The sequence below is a fragment of the Oceaniferula flava genome, assembly GCF_016811075.1.
Taxonomy (GTDB): Bacteria; Verrucomicrobiota; Verrucomicrobiia; order Verrucomicrobiales; family Akkermansiaceae; genus Oceaniferula; species Oceaniferula flava.
The window spans coordinates 326,649-346,094 of sequence record NZ_JAFBGL010000003.1 but is presented as its reverse complement, the minus strand read 5'-3'; the positions used below and the strand labels follow the sequence as shown (position 1 = coordinate 346,094).

At 53.7% G+C, this 19,446-nt stretch carries 21 protein-coding genes; 10 read left to right on the top strand and 11 right to left on the bottom strand.

Features of this window, described 5'->3' with window-relative positions:
- The first annotated feature begins 22 nt into the window (after positions 1-22).
- On the top strand, positions 23-472 hold the full coding sequence (locus tag JO972_RS06835; protein ID WP_309489272.1) for a hypothetical protein: 450 nt from the start codon (positions 23-25) through the stop codon (positions 470-472).
- 236 nt (positions 473-708) lie between these two features.
- Positions 709-1,155, top strand: coding sequence for a hypothetical protein (locus JO972_RS06830; RefSeq protein ID WP_309489271.1), 447 nt, complete (start codon positions 709-711; stop codon positions 1,153-1,155).
- A 277-nt stretch (positions 1,156-1,432) separates the two neighbouring features.
- Here the strand turns inward: JO972_RS06830 and JO972_RS06825 are convergent, their stop codons facing one another.
- Complete coding sequence (locus JO972_RS06825) at positions 1,433-1,927, bottom strand: lactoylglutathione lyase family protein (protein WP_309489270.1); 495 nt, start codon at positions 1,925-1,927, stop codon at positions 1,433-1,435.
- Positions 1,928-1,996: 69 nt separating this feature from the next.
- Positions 1,997-3,052 carry a GTPase ObgE gene (gene obgE, locus JO972_RS06820; protein ID WP_309489269.1) on the bottom strand — a complete coding sequence of 352 codons (1,056 nt, stop codon included), beginning with the start codon at positions 3,050-3,052 and terminating at the stop codon, positions 1,997-1,999.
- Between the two features lie 202 nt (positions 3,053-3,254).
- Between obgE and rpsP the strand changes: the two genes are divergently transcribed.
- The gene (gene rpsP, locus JO972_RS06815; protein WP_309489268.1) at positions 3,255-3,512 is read left to right on the top strand and encodes a 30S ribosomal protein S16; all 258 of its coding nucleotides are present in this window, start codon (positions 3,255-3,257) and stop codon (positions 3,510-3,512) included.
- Between the two features lie 285 nt (positions 3,513-3,797).
- Here the strand turns inward: rpsP and JO972_RS06810 are convergent, their stop codons facing one another.
- Positions 3,798-4,607 (bottom strand): hypothetical protein, encoded by an 810-nt coding sequence (locus tag JO972_RS06810; protein WP_309489267.1) that lies wholly within the window; start codon positions 4,605-4,607, stop codon positions 3,798-3,800.
- 152 nt (positions 4,608-4,759) lie between these two features.
- On the opposite strand from JO972_RS06810, the gene JO972_RS06805 reads away from it, so the two are divergent.
- From JO972_RS06805 to JO972_RS06790, 4 genes are all read left to right on the top strand, one after another.
- Positions 4,760-5,698, top strand: coding sequence for an ABC transporter ATP-binding protein (locus JO972_RS06805; protein WP_309489266.1), 939 nt, complete (start codon positions 4,760-4,762; stop codon positions 5,696-5,698).
- Positions 5,691-6,602 carry an ABC transporter permease gene (locus JO972_RS06800; protein ID WP_309489265.1) on the top strand — a complete coding sequence of 304 codons (912 nt, stop codon included), beginning with the start codon at positions 5,691-5,693 and terminating at the stop codon, positions 6,600-6,602. The genes JO972_RS06805 and JO972_RS06800 overlap by 8 nt, the downstream gene beginning before the upstream one ends.
- A gap of 30 nt (positions 6,603-6,632) precedes the next feature.
- Entirely contained in the window at positions 6,633-7,535 is a 903-nt protein-coding gene (locus JO972_RS06795; RefSeq protein ID WP_309489264.1) for a hypothetical protein, read from the top strand.
- A gap of 100 nt (positions 7,536-7,635) precedes the next feature.
- A complete protein-coding gene (locus tag JO972_RS06790; RefSeq protein ID WP_309489263.1) occupies positions 7,636-8,358 on the top strand; it encodes a metallophosphoesterase family protein in 723 nt (240 codons plus the stop codon).
- Positions 8,359-8,371: 13 nt separating this feature from the next.
- Here JO972_RS06790 and JO972_RS06785 read toward each other — a convergent pair whose 3' ends face one another.
- On the bottom strand, positions 8,372-8,758 hold the full coding sequence (locus JO972_RS06785) for a (deoxy)nucleoside triphosphate pyrophosphohydrolase (protein ID WP_309489262.1): 387 nt from the start codon (positions 8,756-8,758) through the stop codon (positions 8,372-8,374).
- 55 nt (positions 8,759-8,813) lie between these two features.
- Between JO972_RS06785 and JO972_RS06780 the strand changes: the two genes are divergently transcribed.
- Positions 8,814-9,608 (top strand): MBL fold metallo-hydrolase, encoded by a 795-nt coding sequence (locus JO972_RS06780; RefSeq protein ID WP_309489261.1) that lies wholly within the window; start codon positions 8,814-8,816, stop codon positions 9,606-9,608.
- 120 nt (positions 9,609-9,728) lie between these two features.
- On the top strand, positions 9,729-10,985 hold the full coding sequence (locus tag JO972_RS06775; protein ID WP_309489260.1) for an OmpP1/FadL family transporter: 1,257 nt from the start codon (positions 9,729-9,731) through the stop codon (positions 10,983-10,985).
- A 161-nt stretch (positions 10,986-11,146) separates the two neighbouring features.
- Here JO972_RS06775 and JO972_RS06770 read toward each other — a convergent pair whose 3' ends face one another.
- From JO972_RS06770 to JO972_RS06740, 7 genes are all read right to left on the bottom strand, one after another.
- Entirely contained in the window at positions 11,147-12,256 is a 1,110-nt protein-coding gene (locus tag JO972_RS06770) for a glucose-6-phosphate dehydrogenase assembly protein OpcA (RefSeq protein WP_309489259.1), read from the bottom strand.
- Positions 12,257-12,276: 20 nt separating this feature from the next.
- Entirely contained in the window at positions 12,277-13,809 is a 1,533-nt protein-coding gene (zwf, locus tag JO972_RS06765; RefSeq protein ID WP_309489258.1) for a glucose-6-phosphate dehydrogenase, read from the bottom strand.
- A gap of 154 nt (positions 13,810-13,963) precedes the next feature.
- Positions 13,964-15,094 carry a peroxiredoxin family protein gene (locus tag JO972_RS06760; protein ID WP_309489257.1) on the bottom strand — a complete coding sequence of 377 codons (1,131 nt, stop codon included), beginning with the start codon at positions 15,092-15,094 and terminating at the stop codon, positions 13,964-13,966.
- Positions 15,095-15,160: 66 nt separating this feature from the next.
- On the bottom strand, positions 15,161-15,667 hold the full coding sequence (locus JO972_RS06755; RefSeq protein ID WP_309489256.1) for a hypothetical protein: 507 nt from the start codon (positions 15,665-15,667) through the stop codon (positions 15,161-15,163).
- Between the two features lie 104 nt (positions 15,668-15,771).
- Complete coding sequence (locus JO972_RS06750; RefSeq protein ID WP_309489255.1) at positions 15,772-16,809, bottom strand: hypothetical protein; 1,038 nt, start codon at positions 16,807-16,809, stop codon at positions 15,772-15,774.
- Positions 16,810-16,848: 39 nt separating this feature from the next.
- Complete coding sequence (locus tag JO972_RS06745; protein ID WP_309489254.1) at positions 16,849-17,397, bottom strand: hypothetical protein; 549 nt, start codon at positions 17,395-17,397, stop codon at positions 16,849-16,851.
- A gap of 19 nt (positions 17,398-17,416) precedes the next feature.
- On the bottom strand, positions 17,417-18,106 hold the full coding sequence (locus tag JO972_RS06740; RefSeq protein ID WP_309489253.1) for a hypothetical protein: 690 nt from the start codon (positions 18,104-18,106) through the stop codon (positions 17,417-17,419).
- Between the two features lie 211 nt (positions 18,107-18,317).
- On the opposite strand from JO972_RS06740, the gene alr reads away from it, so the two are divergent.
- Positions 18,318-19,439, top strand: a complete 1,122-nt coding sequence (gene alr, locus JO972_RS06735; RefSeq protein WP_309489252.1) for an alanine racemase — start codon at positions 18,318-18,320, stop codon at positions 19,437-19,439.
- Positions 19,440-19,446: the final 7 nt, after the last annotated feature.

Below are 19,446 nucleotides of genomic sequence, written 5' to 3'. Positions count from 1 at the left end.
AACACTAAAAATAGTAATCACCATGAAACTTAAACACGTATTCCCCGTGATATCATCACTTGCGCTCATCTGCACATTACCATCTTGTAAAGACGGCACTGCACAGACGACGGAAGCCCCCACTCAGGTGCGATCCTACAGCTCAAGCCACAGCTTTGAAGAAAGCGATTTCTCAGAGTGGATGAGTAAAGCGGATCAACAAATCGCTTATGAGAAACGGGATAAAAACACTTATTTCGCCTTCACTGAAGGGCGCTCACTAGGAGGGTTCCAGCAATACCGCCACGTGATTCGCCCACTCCCCTTGGAGACTCATTCTGAGTGGGCTGTCTACTGGGGTCTTAGCTCGGATGATTTTTATCCAATCGATCTCAAACTCCAAAAAGCCGGTTTTGAAAGAAAACACCTGCAGGTTTATGAGGACGGATCGGGTGAAGCATACTATCAAGCAGTCTGGCTGAAGAAAAAGTAAGACATTTCATACGAGATATAAAATTGTGGAATGCTCAAAATCTTTGAGTATTCCACCTTTTCACCTCATCGTTATCTAGCCCTCAAGGCGAAGTTGCTGGAGTGTTTTCACTTCTGCATGCGATGTCTTGATATTAGTAACGTTGAGGTGTTTTTTTTAAAGCTCTGACGCAGCATAGCGACTTGTAATTAACATCTAACTATTACCCAACCCCCTTAGCTTCTTCATTCGACGGCATGGCTTGTTCATTTGTTAGTTTAATCATCCGCCGGGTAGTCAACTCCATCGTAGGAGTTTTAGTGAACTCCCCTCTTGAGCAAGATTACGGTGAGGCCTCAGAAAAGGACATCGTGCGTTTTGAAGCTAACTACCAATTGATCGCACAGATCGAATACATTGATCCCAGGATGGCGCGTATTTTCGCCACGATTGAAGGGCTATCAGAGCATCAGTTCCACCAACTTCACACTCGTATGTGGGAATTACCGGAGGACCGAAGAGCTGAATATCTCTACCACATTAAAGAGCCAGGTAGACCTGAGCCTGTCGAGCTTCGTATCTTGTTACAAAAAAGCTCACACCATATTCTCTATCTCCACTTCCAAAGTAGCCAAGCGGTTATCCAATCGATTCAATCCCTGGCCCCTAGACAAGTAGAACCCGTTCAACAAATCCACGCTTAAAAAGGATCAAGATTGAAGATGAGACCGCACGCCACTTGGGATGCGGGCCCTCTGACCTATTTACAGGATTGAAGGGATGTTTTTCTGCTACTTCCAAATCCGAGGCTGGCCGTATGCTTTTAATCGTAGGTTTAACAACCTGGCAGACAACTGATCTCAGTTGAATCCTCTTGGTAATACTCCGTCCACTCATTCACCGAGTAAAACTGAGAATATACTCACAACTGAAAACAGTCATCTATGACAGGACGCAAGCCCGCGCGAGGAGTCAGCGGTTTTAGTAAGCGCCTTGAGAGTAGGTCAATTCGTAGCTATGGGTGTAGATTTCGAACACCAAGCCAAAGGGATCTTCGACGTAGACCATTTTATATGGCTTTTCATTCGGGTAATACTCCCGGATCGGCATGCGCTGCTTGCCGCCGTGGGCGACGATTTTTTTCACCAGCTCCTCGATGTTGGGATCCTGGACACAGAAGTGAAATGTTCCGGTTTTCCAGTATTCGAAATCTTTGGGCTTCTCGTTGTTCTTGAACTCGAACATCTCGATGCCGATTTTATCTCCAGTGGAAACGTGGGCGATCTTGAACGAGCCCCAGCCTTCACCGAAGACATCGATACACATTTTACCGATGGCGGAATCCGACTCCTCATGCACCACGGTAGGCTTCATGATGGTGTACCAGCCCATGACTTTTTCATAGAACTCGACGGCTTTTTCGACGTCTGGCACAGAAAGGCCGATGTGGGAGAATGTTTTTGGATAGTCGGTCATAAAAATTGTGTGTGTTGAATCTTCGATGAGAGACCGTGGACGCGATCGTATCGCCGCGCCAATGGTTTTTTATTGTGCCTTGTCCTTGCGGTAGCCCACGCGCTGGTCGAGCTCACGGCGGAGATCTTCCAAGCCCTCCTCGGTATCAGCCGAAAGCGGGATGACAGTTTGCTTGGGGAAGCGTTGCTTGAACATCTCGAGATTCTCCTCGGCACCCTCCATGTCCATCTTATTGGCCACGATGATCCATTCAAATTTGGAAAGGTCCTCATCATACATCTTCACCTCGGTCCGCAAGGTTTGCAGATCCTCAATGGGGTCGCGCCCCTCGCTGCCTGCCATATCGATGACAAAGAGCAGCAGCTTGCAGCGGGTGATGTGACGGAGGAATTCGTGACCCAGTCCGCGGTTCTCGTGCGCGCCCTCGATCAGGCCGGGAATATCGGCGACCGTGCAACGGCGGTATTTCGGAAACTCCACCACTCCCACCATCGGGTTCAGCGTGGTGAAGGGATAGTTACCAATCTTCGGTGTGGCGTGGGAAAGTTTATTGACCAGGGTGGATTTACCGGCGTTGGGGAATCCGACCATGCCGGCATCGGCGATGCGGCGTAGCTCGAGGTAAAACACACCAATTTCAGCTTCGGTGCCCAGTGTGTGTTCTTCCGGAGCCTGGTTGGTGGATGTTTTATAGTGCCAGTTCCCCTTGCCTCCCTTGCCGCCTTGGCAGAGGACAAATTCCTCACCATACTCAGTGAGGTCAGCAATCGGCTCGAGATCGATGCCGTCGCCACGTTCGAGCTCAACCGCGTCAGAAACGGTTTCAGCATTACTGCGGTATACCACAGTGCCGGGAGGCACGAGGCCGATCCGGTCCTTGGACGTCTTTCCGTGCTTGCGGTTTCCGGCTCCGTGCTGGCCTTGCTTGGCGATCAGTTTGGGATCGTAGGAATAAGCTTTGAGATTGTCGACCGCGGGGTCCACGCGCAGGATGACGCTACCGCCATCACCACCGTCACCACCATCCGGGCCGCCTTTGGGTTTGAATTTTTCCCTGCGAAAATGGACGACGCCATTGCCGCCATCGCCTGCCTCGGCGTAGATTCTGATGTGATCGATGAACATGTGGTGAAAACTTCTAAGTTTTAAATTCCAAGCTCCAAAGCTGTAAGATAGACTCTGGGCGGAGCACTATTTAGCACCAAATAGAGGAAAGAAAATGCGAAATCGAAGGAAAGGGTGATTTTTCGCTTGGCAAATTGCTTAAGATCGTACAATTTCCCGCCCCCGCCGCGCTGGACGGGCCAATTTTTCAAATAATCAGATCATGCTTACTCTCAGACTCAACCGCCAAGGCACCAAGGACCGTCCTTTTTACAAGATCGTAGCTGTGGACAGCCGCAAGCGCCGTGATGGCCGTTACATCGAGCAGATCGGCTCCTACAACCCAATGGAAGACGGTGTTAACTACACTCTCGACGTCGCTAAAGCTGACGACTGGATCTCCAAGGGTGCTCAGCCATCTGATACCGTGCGCGACATCATCAAGAAGGCTCGCAAGGAATCCATGCAGGCTGAAGCCTAATCATTTCCCCCTGTTTTCATATCGTGTTTGTTTAAACGCGCTGGTCTTCGTGACTAGCGCGTTTTTTCGTGCCTACTGCCTCAAGCTCCACGCCAAATCGGAAACAGACCAAGTCTGAGCCGAGAGCCCAATCAGACACAACAGAAACGCGCTCTCGGAGGCACCCCCTACCACCTTGCGTGTAATTACTCCTGCGAGGCCTCTACCAGGGCTCCGCTCCACATTAAAAACGCCATGCAGATCTACTCCGCATGGCGTTGGTTCGTTAAAATCAGGACCTGAGCATTACTTCATCTCAACCTCGACCACTTCTTTGCCTTCGAATTTCACCCCCTCGACGCCTTTCATGGCTTCTTTGGTTTGATCGAAGTCGCCACCTTGCAGGGCTTTGAGCTTCTCTGGGTTGGCGAGCAACTTGTCCATTTTGATATCGCCCAGAGTAATGGTGTCGCCATCCACGTGAGTGGCGTCGGTCTTGGCAATGCCGCTGGCGATTTTCACCTTCATGGTGATGCGCATGTCCTTCATCACACCTTGCATCATAGCAAGCTGCTGGGGATCCATTTCAGGGACCTCGGCTGCACCTCCGTCTTCCGCTTTGTCCGCCCCTTCTGCTTCGGGCGTTTTTTGAATGATGCTGAGCTTGCCGTCGGCCAGCTTGAAGGTGACCCCTGCGTCTTCCGCCTCCTTGGCAGCCCCGGCAGCGCCGCCTGGGAGATCGCCCATATCCAAGGCTCCTGCGCTGGAGTATTTCAGCTTATTGATATCGGCGAACTTGAAAGTCGCACGCATGCCGATCTTGCCGTCGACATTGATTTTCTCGATCCCGACCAACTCCACCCCTTCACCCATCGCTTGAGCGCGGGCTTTGGCTTTGGTTGGATCGGTCATCTGATCCAGCGGATTGCCGCCTTGGCCGCCTTGGGCCTCGGCCATCTGGATCATCATTTGCATTTGCTCGCCGAAGAATGTTTCTTCGACGATGGTGCCACTACCGTCCTTGTTCACGGTGATGGTATTTTCTGATTGGAAGCAGCTGGTGAGTCCGAAGAGGCTCAGCAGGCTGGTGGCGATGATAAGTAGTTGGGTTTTCATAGAATAATTAGAACGTTCTCAACCTGCCCCATTGTCTGATCAATGGCAAGTAAATGAGCTCAATGCCACGGCATGTTTAAAAAATGGCACCCGTCCGCTGAATGCCATTGCACAGCCATGCATTGACGCTATTGTTGGCTTCCAGTCCCGCTATGGAAGACACACCCGCTGTTCAAATCAACCATCTGGTCAAGGAGTTTGCCTCGCCTTTTCGAAAATCGAAGGTTCGCGCCGTCGATGATGTTTCGCTCACCATCATGCCCGGAGAGGTGTATGGTCTGATCGGACCTAACGGCTCCGGAAAATCGACCACCATGAAGGCGCTGCTCGGCCTGCTGAGCCCCACCGCCGGCAGCTGTTATGTCTTTGGCCAGAACTCGATGCGGACCGACTCCCGGCAAGAGATCGGCTTCCTCCCCGAGAACCCGTATTTTTACAAACACCTCAGCGGTGAAGAAACTTTAAAGTTCTACGGCAAACTCTGCGGTCTGCGCGGCAAGCTGCTCAAAGAGCGCGTCGACGAGATGATGGACTTAGTTTCCCTCACCGATGCCCGCAAACGCCGGATCGGCGGATACTCCAAAGGGATGCTACAACGCATCGGTCTCGCCCAGGCACTGATCCACGATCCCCGCCTCGTCATCCTCGACGAACCCACCGCCGGTGTCGACCCCGTGGGCTCACGCCAGATCCGCGATCTGATTGTGAACCTGAAAGAACGCGGCGTCACCGTCTTCCTCTGCTCCCACTTGCTGGAGCAGGTGCAGGAGGTCTGCGATCACGTTGGCATTATTTTCAAAGGCAAGCTGGTGAAGCAAGGTCGACTCGAAGACCTCATCGCCATCGAAGACCAAACCGAGATCGTGGTCCGCAATGCTACCCCTCGCGCTCTGGCTCGTCTGCGAGCAGTCATTGCCGACTCCGAAAATGCCGAGTTCATTCGCATGGGCAAACCTCGCACCACCCTCGAGCGACTGTTCCTGGAAGAAGCCCGGCTGTCCGATGAAGAATCCGAACCCAGCTCCGACGCCGCAGTCTCGGTCGAGGAGCCTGTCGAATCCACCTCCAAGGAAGGAGAGCAAGATGCGTAAGAACGCCATATTTTCACCGAGTCGTATCGGCGTCATCGCCGGTCACACCTTCACCCAACTAGTGCGCATGAAGGTGTTCTATTTCCTCGCGGTCTTCGCCGTGTTAATGCTGGTGGCCAGCTACTTTGAAATGCCATGGAGCCGCACCACGGAGGACACCGCCGAGCAAGAGCTGGTGATTCTGAAAAGCACTGCCATGGGGGCGATGGCGATGTTCTCGGTCTTATTTGCCATCGCGGCCACAGCCCTACTGATCCCCAAGGACTTGGAAGACCGGACCTTATACACCATCCTCAGCAAGCCAGTGCCCCGACTGGACTACCTGTTAGGAAAACTGCTAGGCGTGCTGTTCTTGGTAGGCTCCTCACTGCTGATCATGGACGTTCTCCTAACTGCGATCCTACACGTCCGCACCGATGGCCTAATCGCAGCGGAAATGGAACGTGGCATGTCCCTCGGCTGGCCGCAGGAATACCTTGATATCCGCAAACAAGAGATCGCCCAACAGGGTCCGACCTGGGATCTTCAGGCCGGTATTGGCGCGATCTTTTTCAAGGCGATGATCATGGCATCCATCGCCCTCCTGATCTCCACCTTCTCCAGCTCCACTCTGTTTACCATTGTGATTGCGGTGGTGATCTACTTCATCGGTCACTTCACAGCGGACGCCCGCAACTACTGGCTGCACAAAGAGGGGGCGGAAATCTCGTTCCAGGCGAAAATCTTCTCCCAGGCGATCTCCTTGATTTTCCCCGACTTCCAGCTCTACAACATTGTGGACGCCTCCATTGAAGGCAAAAAGATCGGAGCGAGCATTTTCAACCGCCTGCTTGTGCTGACGCTTTTCTACACCGGCATTTACAGTGTGCTCTCGTGGTTCACCTTCCGGAAAAAAGAATTCTAAGCCCCCTGCGAACCACTCATCCTCACCATCGTGCGTATTGTCTTCCAGCTTCTGATCATCCTCGGCGTCCTGCTCGGTTTCGGCGCGGCCAAGCTGCGTTTTGAAGCGGCCTTGAGCCAAGACATGGTGGAGAACAAACTGATCCAGCCGCCGCTGAAAAAAGGCACCAGCTTGCGGCTCGGGCAGACCAGCGCGGCGGTGGCACTCGGCGGGCTGCGATCACTGGTGGCTTCCGCCTGGAACTTCCGCGCCTTCCTACAGTTTGAAGACCTCGATTGGATCAAACTCGAAGAAAGCTACGGCATCATCACCTCGCTGCAGCCGCAGACCATCCAATACTGGGACACCGGCGCCTGGCACCTGCACACCAACGCCTCGGTCTACTACAACGAGAACCCAGACCTCCCCCCTTTCCGTCGGCGCGCCCTAAGACAACTCTACATCAACAAAGGCTCGGAACTTCTCGAAGAAGGCCTGCGCCAGAACCCGGACAACTGGCGACTTCACCTCGCCCTCGCACGCATCTGGAGCGATCCTCACAAGCTCCCCGACTACCCACGTGCAGTGCGCCACTACCAGGATACCTCCGCCAGCAGCACCACACCGGACTACAAAAAAGCCCAGCTCAAACGCTTCACCTTCTACGTCATGTGCAAGATCCCGGAGCGCCGCGCAGAAGCACTTGAACTGGGCCGAGAGATCTTCCGCACGAGTGATCGCAATCACACCCCCAACCTTGTGTGCTGCATTTTTGCTCTGCAGAACGAGCTCAACACCCCCTTGATGGCCCGCATTCCGGAGGACGAATTATTTCCCGATAAGGAACGCCAGCTCAAGTGGCTGAGCAACTACTGGAAACACCGCAAACACGACTACCCGATGGCTGGGGTGAAGTCGAAAATCGAATACCTGGAGCAAGCCCCCAATTTCTAGTCGCTTGCCAGCTTCTGTCAGCTTCCTTTTTTTTCTTTCCCAAAGCGTCAGATGAAGTCATTGCTTTTTCAGTTCACGACGTTCACGTCCCCCATTTACTATGAAAGTAGCCATTTTCAGTGATATCCATGCCAACCTCGAGGCTCTTGAGGCAGTTTTAGCCGATGCCGAGGCCCAGCAATGCGATAGCTATATCTGCCTCGGAGACGTGGTGGGATACAATGCCGACCCAGCAGCCTGCCTAGAAAAAGTCAAAGAAATGGGCTGCCCAGTGGTCAAGGGCAACCACGATCTCGACTGCGGTCACGATACTTCTCTGGAAATGATGAACCCGGTAGCCGCCGAGGCGCTGCAATGGACACGCGAGCAGCTTGACCCCGATCAAAGAAAATGGCTGGCGCGTCTGCGCATGGTGCGCCAGGTGCACGACTTCACCATCGTGCACTCCACCCTCGATCAGCCAACATCATGGAACTACGTTACTAACAAGTTCGATGCTATGGCCAACTTTTCCTATCAGGTGACCCCGGTCTGTTTCTACGGTCACACTCACGTTCCTCGGGTCTTCATTCGAGACGAGCGCGTGCAAGAAGTGCCCGCTGAATCCATTCAAATCGAAGATGGTCTGAAGTATTTCATCAATGCCGGATCGGTCGGTCAACCTCGCGACGGGGACTGGCGGGCCTCATATTGTATTTATGACCTCGATGCGAAAATGATCTCATTTCGCCGAGTTGAGTATGACTTGGAAACAGCTCAGAAGAAGATCCGTGATGCCGGACTGCCAGAGTCCTTGGCTGAACGCATTGCCTTTGGTCGATAGCAAGTGCTCTCCTCTAACCTCTGGCAAGCACCTCCTGCCAGATAGGAACGTCCGCAGCAGCCCAATCCAGCGCAGCGAGGTGAGTTCCAGCTACCCAGCGAATCTCAGTGTGCTCGCGCGCGACAGGCACGCCCTCTTCAAGGACGCACAGGTAGGGCGTTAGCCGGATGGAAAAATCCTCGTAATGATGTTCTACGGTGGAAAGCTCCTGCTGCACGTGCACCAAACAACCTAACTCTTCTTCGATTTCTCGACGAAGAGCCTCAGGCGCAGTCTCACCGGGTTCAATTTTCCCACCGGGAAATTCCCACTTTCCAGCCAAAGACTTCCCCTCGGGACGCTGACAACACAGCCACCTACCCTCGGCATCCATCAGCACTGCACAAACCACGTTGATCATAGTTCAGATCTAGCGTTAATTAGGAATCAACGACAACACCAAAACATCCAAGACCATGAGTATTCCTAACACGAAACACATTCCCATTGAAGACGACCCCTGCGATGTCATCAGCAAGGCCATGCGAGGCATGGGTCTGAACGAAAGCTATCTGGCAGAGCAAGCAGGCCTAACAACGAGTGAAGTGCAGCAAGCTGTGAACGGAAATCACACCGCTGCGGTGCTTGAAAAACTGGCGACTGCCTTGAACCTCTCGCCACAGGCACTCAGCGGACTTGAGTCCTATCGACCCTCTCCCATTGCCGTAGAGGGCCTTGTTCAGATCGTCAGTGATTTCGGACACGCCGGGGTCAATGCCTTTGTCGTCAGCCGGGGTAAACAGGCGGTAGTTTTCGATACAGGAACCAATGCCCAGCCCATCCTCGACTATCTAGCGAGCCAGCAGTTGAAGGCTGCAGCCCTCGTCATCACTCATCGCCATTCGGATCACACTGCCGGCTTGGATTCATTTGCCGACACTCCCGTGATTTTCCCAGAGGACACGGAGCACCAACAAGAGTTTGAGTGTGGGGGAATGCATTTCACAGCCCTTGATGTCAGCGGCCACGCACAACCGGCACGCGCCTATTTTCATCAAGAACTAAGCAGCCCACTCTGCGTGGTCGGAGACTCGATTTTCGCTGGATCCATCGGTGGAGCTCGCAGCCAAAGCAGCTACAGCCAAGCACTCAAAACGATCCACGACCACATTCGCCCGCTGCCGGAGGAAACCGTCATTTGTCCGGGCCACGGGCCCATGACAACTCTGGCTCAGGAGACGAAACACAACCCCTTCATCGCAAACATGTAAAATCCAAACCCAACGTGCGAAAGGAAGATTTATTAGATAAGAGTTAACGTTTTGTGACAAAATCGAATGGATGTGGTATCCTACCAATCACAACACTCATTCGTTACAGGAATAACAATCATGAAACGCACATCTCCCCCCTCTCTCACGTTATCAGCCGTCTTGTTAGGCGCCACATGCGCCCCTCTCCTCGGCGCCGGTTTCCAGCTAGCGGAGCGCTCCGCCACGGGGCTGGGTCGGGCATTTTCCGGTGAAGCAGCTATCGCCGATGACGCATCCGTCCTCGCATCCAACCCAGCTGGCATGATTCTGCTGGAAGACGGAGCTCTTTCCACTGGTTTACATTATATCCACCCTTCGGTAGATGCCTACGGAATCACCCCCAGCGGGTCGACAAGCGACTCCAATATCGCGGAGGATGCACTGGTGCCGTATTTTTACTACACTCGTAAGTTGAACCAAGACTGGAGCATTGGCTTGGGGATGTTTTCCGGATTTGGCTTAGCCACAGATTACTCCACCAGCTTCGCCTCCCAGGCTGGCACAGAAACCAGCGAGATCCTTACCGTTACCATCAATCCATCACTAGCCTACCGAATCAATGATCGCTGGAGCATTGGTGCGGGACTCGACTTCACGTATGTAAAAGGCAAACTCACCGCACTAAATACCAGCACCGACATGGTTCCTGGAGACGTGGGAGCAACCTTGTTTGATCTTGAAGGTGACGACTGGGCCTACGGCTGGAATATTGGGGTCCTGTTCGAACTCAGTGAGAAAACGCGCATTGGTTTACATTATCGATCATCCTTTGACTTGGAAATCGAGGGCGAAGCCTCAGGCGATCTCGTATCTTTGACAGGAGTTTACGAACGTGACGCCACCCTCGAAGTTGAGCTTCCCGACACCGTGGAACTGAGTATTTACCATGAAATCAACGATCAATGGTCGATCCATGGTGATGTTTTATGGACCAATTGGAGCAAGTTTAAAGAACTGGCACCAGTGGTCCACCCTGCAATCGACGGCAGCTTGTTAGTCGAAGAAAATTGGGAAGACACCTTCCGCTATGCCATCGGGGTAACCTATCGCCATAGCGACCGTGTGACCTACCGAGCTGGAGTTGCTCTGGACCAGAGCCCAGTATCGCACAGCCACCGCACCCTGCGCATACCGGATGCCGACCGTCTCTGGGTCAGTATCGGTGCCACGATCAAACTGAACGAATGCTACAATCTCGATGTGGGATATACCCATGTCTTTGCGGATGATGCACACGTCGATTTCGAATCCACCGGCGGTAATGAGGGTCAATTCCGCGGCACGGCCAGCGGCGACGTCGACATCTTCGGCATCGGTATCAGCGGCACCTTCTAGGATGCCTTAAACCTCGACGCTGGAGCGGGTCATCGAGCTCTACAGCTCTACTTTTCTAACCTTAATCACTCACCCACACACACAACACCATACACACACAACGGGCGGACTTCTGCATGGAAGTCCGCCCGAAATGTGAAGTTGAGATGGGTAGGTATCGACTAGCCCCCTTGACAAGCGAGTAGATCAAGGAACAGAGGCATCATCGTGCGGTATAGCGTGTTTTTACCACCGCGCGACAGCTGATCTGCCACCAGTTCACAGGCGTCGGTGCTGGCTGCTGGCATCAGCTGATCAATTTGATGATCGCCGGCTTCCAGTTGTTGGTGCTGGTAGCTGGAACCTGCATTGCGAAGAACACGCACGGTGCAATCAGCCCCGGAGAGCTCCACCAATCCGATCTGTGCGCTTGATGCGTCACATTCCACCGTGGCGGTCACGTTCGATCCTTCGTTGGTTTCAAAATGGAAGCAGTAGCCTTGGGATGACTCCGGCGAAGTTTCACCGCAGAGCCCCAGTTCTTGGCTACGCTGCCAACCGGTGCTGTCCACCAGCCAAGCAAGAATTTGCAGCCCAGCCATGGCGTGGTCCGGGTGAACGACGATGCGAATCTGATTAAAATGCTCCAGCGCCTGAGCGGCGAGCGGGTCATCAAATAATCCAGCCAGGGCAAGACGCATTGGATAACTCCGTGTCCACTCGAGATCCAGTGGGTAGAGTTCATCAGACTCTTCCATCACCTGGTTGATCTTCTGGAACGACTCCAGTGGCTGCGACCACTCCGAGCTATCGAATACAAAGCGATCGATCAGGCTGTAGAGGCGTTCTGAAAAAATAGGCGATAGCTCACCCTGCCACCAGAACACCAGTGGCAGATCACTATTGAGATGGGCGAACACGGTGTTCCGCAGTCGACCCGTCGCCTTGCCGGTGAGTTGGAATGCCAGCTGCTCGCAGCAGACGCTCTTACTCCCCTGTTGGGAAAGGTGGCAATGCGCGGTGATCCAGGCACGAATGGAGGCTTCCGGAGCATCGCGGTCGATACCGATCAGGATCGCCCGGCAGGCGTGCTCGCGAGTGATCGCTTGCACAATTTCCGAGTTTCTCAATATCGCACCCTCCGCTTCCGAGTAGACGGCGAGATTCACCAAAGAAGCATTGGTGCTGGCTTTGTCCTCCTCCCAGAGCTGTCGCAGCTCCTTGTCCACGGAGCCAATGGCGACCTCTTTTCCGAGCGCCCGGGCGTATTCGTCTTGCGTAGTTTCCGTCACGAAGTTGTTCAGTTAAATGCTTAGAGTCTGCGCCATTTGTGGCCGGATTTAGCGAGTAGTTCATCGGCCTCTTTCGGCCCCCAAGAGCCGGCGACAAATTCGGCCATTTCCGGTGGATTTTTCGATTCGTGCCATGCGTTTTCGATGTGATCGATAAACTTCCACGCCTCCTCGACCTCATCGCGGCGGGCGAACAGCGTAGCGTCACCGGCCATCGAGTCCAAGAGGAGTCGTTCGTAAGCTTCCGGGCTACCTTTACCAAAGCTGGTGGCGTAATGGAAATCCATCTTCACCGGCTCGAGTCTGAGGTTGGCTCCAGGAATCTTGGAAACCATGCGCAGCGAGATCCCCTCGTCGGGTTGAATGCGGATCACCAGCACATTGCCGCCGGGGACTCCCCCGGCCAAGGCATTGAAGAGCACGGTCGGTGGTTCCTTGAAGTGGATGGAAATCTCGGTCGCCTTCTTCGGCAGCTGTTTGCCCATGCGGACGTAAAATGGCACTTCACTCCAGCGCCAGGTATCGATCATGATTTTCAGAGCCACGTAAGACTCGGTCATGGATTCCGGGTCGACCCGGTCTTCTTCGCGATAGCCCACCACCTTCTCGCCATCGACGTGACCGGCGATGTATTGACCGCGGACCACATTTTCGGCAACGAGTTCTGGGGTGTCCCACTGGCGCATCGAGCGCAGGACTTTGACTTTTTCGTCCCTTACGCCATCGGCGGAAAGATCGGTCGGCGGCTCCATCGCCACCAGGCTGAGCAGCTGCAGCAAGTGGTTCTGCACCATGTCGCGCAGGGCTCCGGCTTTATCGTAATAGCCACCGCGTCCGCCCTCCATGCCGAGGTTCTCGGCGCAGGTGATCTGGACGTGATCGATGTAGTTGTTATTCCACAGTGGTTCAAAAATGGCATTGGCAAAACGCAGCACCATGATGTTCTGCGCGGTTTCTTTACCGAGGTAGTGGTCGATCCGGTAAGTATCCTTTTCGTTAAACGTCCGGTTCACCACCTGGTTGAGGTGCTGGGCGGTGGGAAGGTCAGTGCCGAAAGGTTTTTCTACGATCACGCGCGACCAGCAACTGTCCTCGCTCTCGCTGAGGCCGGCTTTTTTCAAATGCTCCAGCACATCATCGAAAAATGAAGGTGCCGAGGCGATGTAAAACAGGCGGTTGCCCTTGCCTCCGCGTTCGCGATCGATCTCATCAAGCCTCTCGGCCAAGCGGTCGTAGCCCTCTTGGTCCTGGAATTCGCTCTGATGGTAGTGAATGTTTTGCTCAAAATCGGCCCAGACTTTGTCGTCGTGACCACTGCGCGAGACCTTTTTGTTGAGCTCCTCCAAGCCACTGCGGAATTCCTCGTCAGATTTATCGCGGCGGGCGAAGCCGATGATTTTCACGCCAGCGGGCAGTGCGCCCTCGACCTGTAAGTTATACAATGCCGGCACCAGCTTCCGGTGAGTCAAATCACCAGTGGCGCCAAAGATCACCACAGTGCAAGCTTCTGGACGGGAGCGGGAAACCAAGTCCTTTCGAAACGGATTTTTCATAAGTAAAATTGGACCGCCACACGCTGCCACCGGTTCATCCGGGGCCAATGATCGCTGAGGCGGAAGGTGGGAAATGATAGTTGGATGGAGGGCATCATCAAGACAAACAGTTGTCAGTTTTCAGCCACTTAGTCATACGATCGATGAGCAGAACTCACTCAGGTTGGGTAGCGGGCGCGGATGACTCGGTCAGCAGCAGGTTGTTCGCCACTGCGTCTGCAAATGAGCCGGGAGCTCCACGGTAGGCAATCGCACCCTCCTGATCAAGCACCAGACAGTAGGGCCAGGAGGCAATACGGTAGGCTTTGGATATATCCTGTTGGGGATCGGAAAAATTGCGCCAAGTGACCAAGCGATCGCCCTCAAGCGCACGCAGATTCGCCAGAGTGTCACGGTTCACTCCAAGCACGACGAAGGGTTTCCCCGCTTGGCTCTCCACGCTCTTGCGTAACATGGGCAGCAGACGGGCGGTGTCCTTGTCCCAGCTCGACCAGAAAACGAGCATCACCACCTTGCCGCGAAACGACGACAGCGTGAGCGGTCGACTCGCGGAATCCAATCCGCTAATCTCGGGGGCGATGCGCCCCTTCGTGAGGTGGGTGATTTTATAAAGCTCATCGCGGGCGACATCCGCCACGGTGATATCTCCGATGCGGACATCCGCGCTTTTGATGATGGCCTCCTTCAGATTGGTCATCCGCTGGCGCATGATATTGCCGTGATCGCCAAGGCCACCCAGCATGATCGATATGGCCAGTGCTGCCTGCCCTTGAACTTCAGGTTTCGGATTCTGCTTCTTAATTTCTTCCAGCAACTTCATCCCGCGTGATTCCAAGGGAATCGTGCCGGGGCGAGGCTGTTCACCGCGCTGATTGAGATGCACCATGCTGATGCAAAACGGTCCCAGCTCCGGGCTCTTCAAGTGGTATTTCTCCACGGCATTCAACAAGGCGCGCTGGGATTCGGGAGAAATATCGTAGTCATTCTCCAGCAGCCAGGCTCCGTATTTAAGCGACCAGTCATTGGCCAAATCGGAGCGCAACAGATTTTTCAGTTTGTGTGCGTAGGTCCGTGGGTCCGGACGTTTTTGCAGCACAGCTTCCCGACTCCGGACATCCGTGGCGGATTCCAGCTCGCGGGCCCACTGATCGTAAGCCGCTTGATAAGCGGCAGTGATCGCTTTGGCTTGGGCGTCCGTGGCGGCCTGCGCCGATAACACCATTACCGATGAACAGCAGAGCAAACCCAAGAGGAACTTGGGCAATAGGCGCTTGTGATTCTTCATGGGGCGCAAGGTAGCAAAATTCACTTGGCAAGCAAGGGGGAAGCTGGGGCGGCAGGACCGACCCGATTAGCGGTTCTCCATGGTGGCCTGCAACTCACGCTGGAAGGCCAAAACGTCAGCCTCTGTCGGGCGGTAGCCATCGACATCAGGATCGATCCCCAAGCGACCACCTTCATCGACATACCACATACCACCATTACCATCGGCGAAGGTAACCCGGCCGCTGGCCATGACACCGGGACGAGCAATTTCGTCGACCGTCACGCGCACTGCACCACTGCCCTGGGGGGTGGGAGGTAAAATCTCCAAATCGTCCTCGGTCAGATCGTCAGCGTTGCCTGCCTGGGCTGGGTCAGCTGCCGCTTCCTCGGCTTCTTTTTGCTTTGCTTCCTCCGCCAAGTTGCGGAGTTCGATACCGAGGTCGAGAACTAGAAAGCGAGTGTCCATGTACGTCAGACGGATTTCCATCTCGTCCTCCATCCGTTTCTGAATATCCGCCAGCTGGGCACCTTCTGCGGCCCAGGACTTGATACTATCGACCTGCTCTTCGGTTAGTTTTTTTGCGTCAAACATCGTGTTGGCCTGATGTAACTGGGGCCAGCCGGAGATGCAAGCACTAGCGGTGTCAAGAGCTCGGTATTTGCCAATCAAACAACTACCCAGCTCTTGACCCACAATTATTCAGACGTGTTTACCCCTCCATTGATCTCAATGGAACGGTCCAGCGTCAGTTGAATTGGATCCCCCAAGCGGATGGTATCGAACACAGTGGTATGCAATAGCTCCAGGGTGTAGACGCCATCTTCGTCAATCTGCGCATTCAGATTCTTGATGGTCCAATTTCTTGTGACAGGAACCGTTGTATTCGGAGTGTAATTACCTGCAATTCCTGAGGTATTCGCATTGCTTGGATCTGATGTCTTATACCAGCGAAGATAGGTATCGCTCTCTGGATAAAGATCAGTCGTCGCAATCGATATCGTAGGCACTGCGGCGTATTTCTGGGTCTCATCGACTCCAGATAAAGCCCCGCTGGCAACAGGCCAAATCTGCACGCGCTGAGTGGCCAATAATGAGGCACCGACAACACCGAAATCAGGGTTGGCATAGATGGAGAAAACTTCCTCTCCCCTTACCTGCGTTAGGTCAGACCCACTCAAGAGTGTGGTCATTCCATTGATCTCGTGATCGCCATTTTGCGTAATCGGATCGTGATCATGCGTAGTAGATGGAGCACCCTCTTGAGCTTCAGTCTCACCTTGCTCATAAGCGATCACTTGATGATCAAAAATAACCGACTTGGCGGCATCTTGAACATCCGGATCATTCGTCACAATGCCAGAAATATTCACCTTCACATTAAATGGCTGATCGACCCTCGTGCGAGGAACAGCCTCGTAGGGATCCTGACTGGTCACTGTGACAGTGGCCTGCGGATGATAGCTGGAGACCGTTTTCTCATCCAAGAGGTAATCGGCCCCCGTCGTTTCATGCACGGTCCAGAGCTGGAACACGGATGTTCCATTGACCCCTTCGGGAGCATTTTGCGAACCACTGGCCGCAATGGGGTTCAGATAACGGTAGGTGGGATTGTTCGCATCGCTCGGATTTTCAATGATTTGGACGATACGGTTGCGATAACTATCATCCGCCATTGCGGTGGCTGACAACAGCAGCAAGGCGGACAAACTTTGATGAATTTTAGGAGATATCATGTTTTTATTAAGTTGGGTCATTCTTATGAGAGTGACGTTTTACTTATCCTTGCCTTCTACAGTCGGCGGGACCAGTACCTGTTCTGAAACAGACACAGGATAGCCTCCTGACGTAGCAATCACCATTTTTCCCATCGTCTGATAGGCTTTCATTTGCTTTTCATCGATAGTTTTGTGCCCTCGAGCAATCGCCAAGTCCACGGGGAATAGATGAATCCAGCCTGCGTTCTCGCGTAAGAAAACAGGCCAATCTTGCAGCTTACCCTGTGGTGAGGTTACCAGTTTTCCTTTGAGCTGTTGAGGCATGTGGATGATGGAACCTTTGGGAACCAAAGCCCAATGACCTCTGGATGCGAGCAAGGTCGACATGCCCATGAGACTGCGTTTTTTCACAGTCACAATGGGCTTCACCGATCTCACCTCTGCAGAGCCGTGTCGTTGCGTGCGGTAGTCAGTTTGCTTCTTAGCCAGCTGCGCGTGGGTGGGACGCTCGCTCACCACAATCGCACTTGCATCGGGCGCTGCGCCAATAGCTGGCACCACCGAAACCATCAGACCAAGGCTGACGGCGGATAAATAATTTCTCATAGTCTCTAGAGGGTCAGGATTACTCAACGCGGGTAAAGCGAACCAAAATGACCGCATCCTGCATATCATAGCCAGTATGACTCGTGTCCGTATGGGTCAGTTCCGCCGCATAGATCAAGTCCATCGGCCCAAGCGACAATTTACCATTCTGAATGTATGGCTCCAGGTAATCTGCAATACTCGACTGACTGGTGTAACCAGCAGATACACCTGGAGGATTGTCCCCATTTTTCAGAACTCGAATATTGGATGACTCGTTGTAGAAATAGTCATAGCCATTTTCATCAACCTTAGCGGCAAAACGGATCACCTCCCCTTCATCGACCACGCGATCAATGTAGTGGTTAAATGGATCAACCTGGCTTCCTTTTCCTGTGAAAATATGCTTCCACCCGACAGAAGAGAAATTGATGTAAGACTTAGCGGGATACTCTTTGCCATACTGATCAGTGAGACCGACTCCCACTACTGATACTTGCACACGGAGACGAGTTTTGGCTGTCAGCTGTTCGTCTTCCGGGTCGATATCGATCACCTCTTCAACTGTCGAAGGATATTCAATTTCCCAGCTCAAGACGGGAGCGACTCCATCTCGAACCATTGCAGCATTAACGTTAAGTTGCCCAACCGGCACAGGCGGATCTTGCTGAGCCATGAGTGCACCAGTAGAAAGCACCCCCCAGGCGCCTAACAGATATGTAATTTTCATTATGTATTTTTTAGTGTGTCAGTTAATCTCTGGGGGAGAATAGAACATTGACTTAATGAACAACTAAGAAACTAGCTAACGATCCTAAAATGTCAAATATTATTTAAGTTGAGGCCACCCATAGCATCTTCTCGCCCCTACTAGCGCATAACTTAGCGCCCAACTGATTTTCCGGTTGGGCATCCGAGGCATAGTTGCCTATATGCAGGGCATGACTGGTTCCACCCACGCCGCTCCCGTATCCCCACCTCGTGCATCTGCCGAAGTTAGCTACGAGAATTTACGCCACAATTACTCCGTGGCTCGTGCGCATGGGGAACTCATGGCGGTGCTCAAGGCCGGAGCCTACGGGCATGGACTGGAGGCCATTGCTTGCTTTTTAGAGCAACTCCCCGCGGACCAAGCGCCCACATTTCTGGGGGTCGCCAGCGTCATTGAGGCGAGACGACTGGCCAAGGCGGGAGTCAGCACCAGAATTTACCTGTTAGGCCCCACCTGCCCCTTCGAGCGAGAGGAAATAGTCTACCACCGCTGGACGCCATCGGTGTCCAACCTGGAAGAAGCGCGCGATTTTGACCGACTCGTCCAAAGCCACGGCGGCGATCCTCTACCAGTGCACATCACCGTGGATACCGGCATGGGCCGCGGCGGCTTTTTGCCGGAGCAGCTCATCGAGCAAATCAGCGAGCTCGATGAACTTCCCCATCTCAGCATCGAGGGTCTCGGCTCACACCTACCATCGGCCGACGAAGACGAGGACTTCACCAAGGCTCAGTTTGCACGCTATGATGCCCTGATCGAGGCCTTGGGGCCTGACCGATTCCGCTATCTGCATCTCTCCAACAGCGCGGGACTCTTAGGCTACCACAGCCGCTACACCAATCTCTATCGCCCCGGGCTGATGTGCTACGGCATCTCTCCCCTGCCCGCCCATCAAAGCAGTCTACGCCCGGCACTCACATTAAAGTCCCGAGTTTCCCTGGTGCGCAGCTTGCCAGCCGGACATGGCATCTCCTATGGCAGACAGACGGTTTTGCAAAAAGACACCCTGGTGGCGACGGTGGGCATTGGCTATGGCGATGGCTACCCGCGCGAGCTATCGATGACTGGTGCCAGCGTGTTGATCCGAGGCAAACGCTGCCCTTTGTTAGGCCGAGTGACCATGGATCAGATCATGGTGGACGTTTCCCAAATCCCCGATTGCACCAGCGGCGATGAGGTGGAGCTCTTTGGGGAAAACATTCTCGTCAGCGAGATTGCCCAGCTGGCTGGAGGCATTCCCTGGTCGATCCTAACAGGCATCACCCCGAGGGTCACTCGGGTCTATCTCTAGCTGAAAA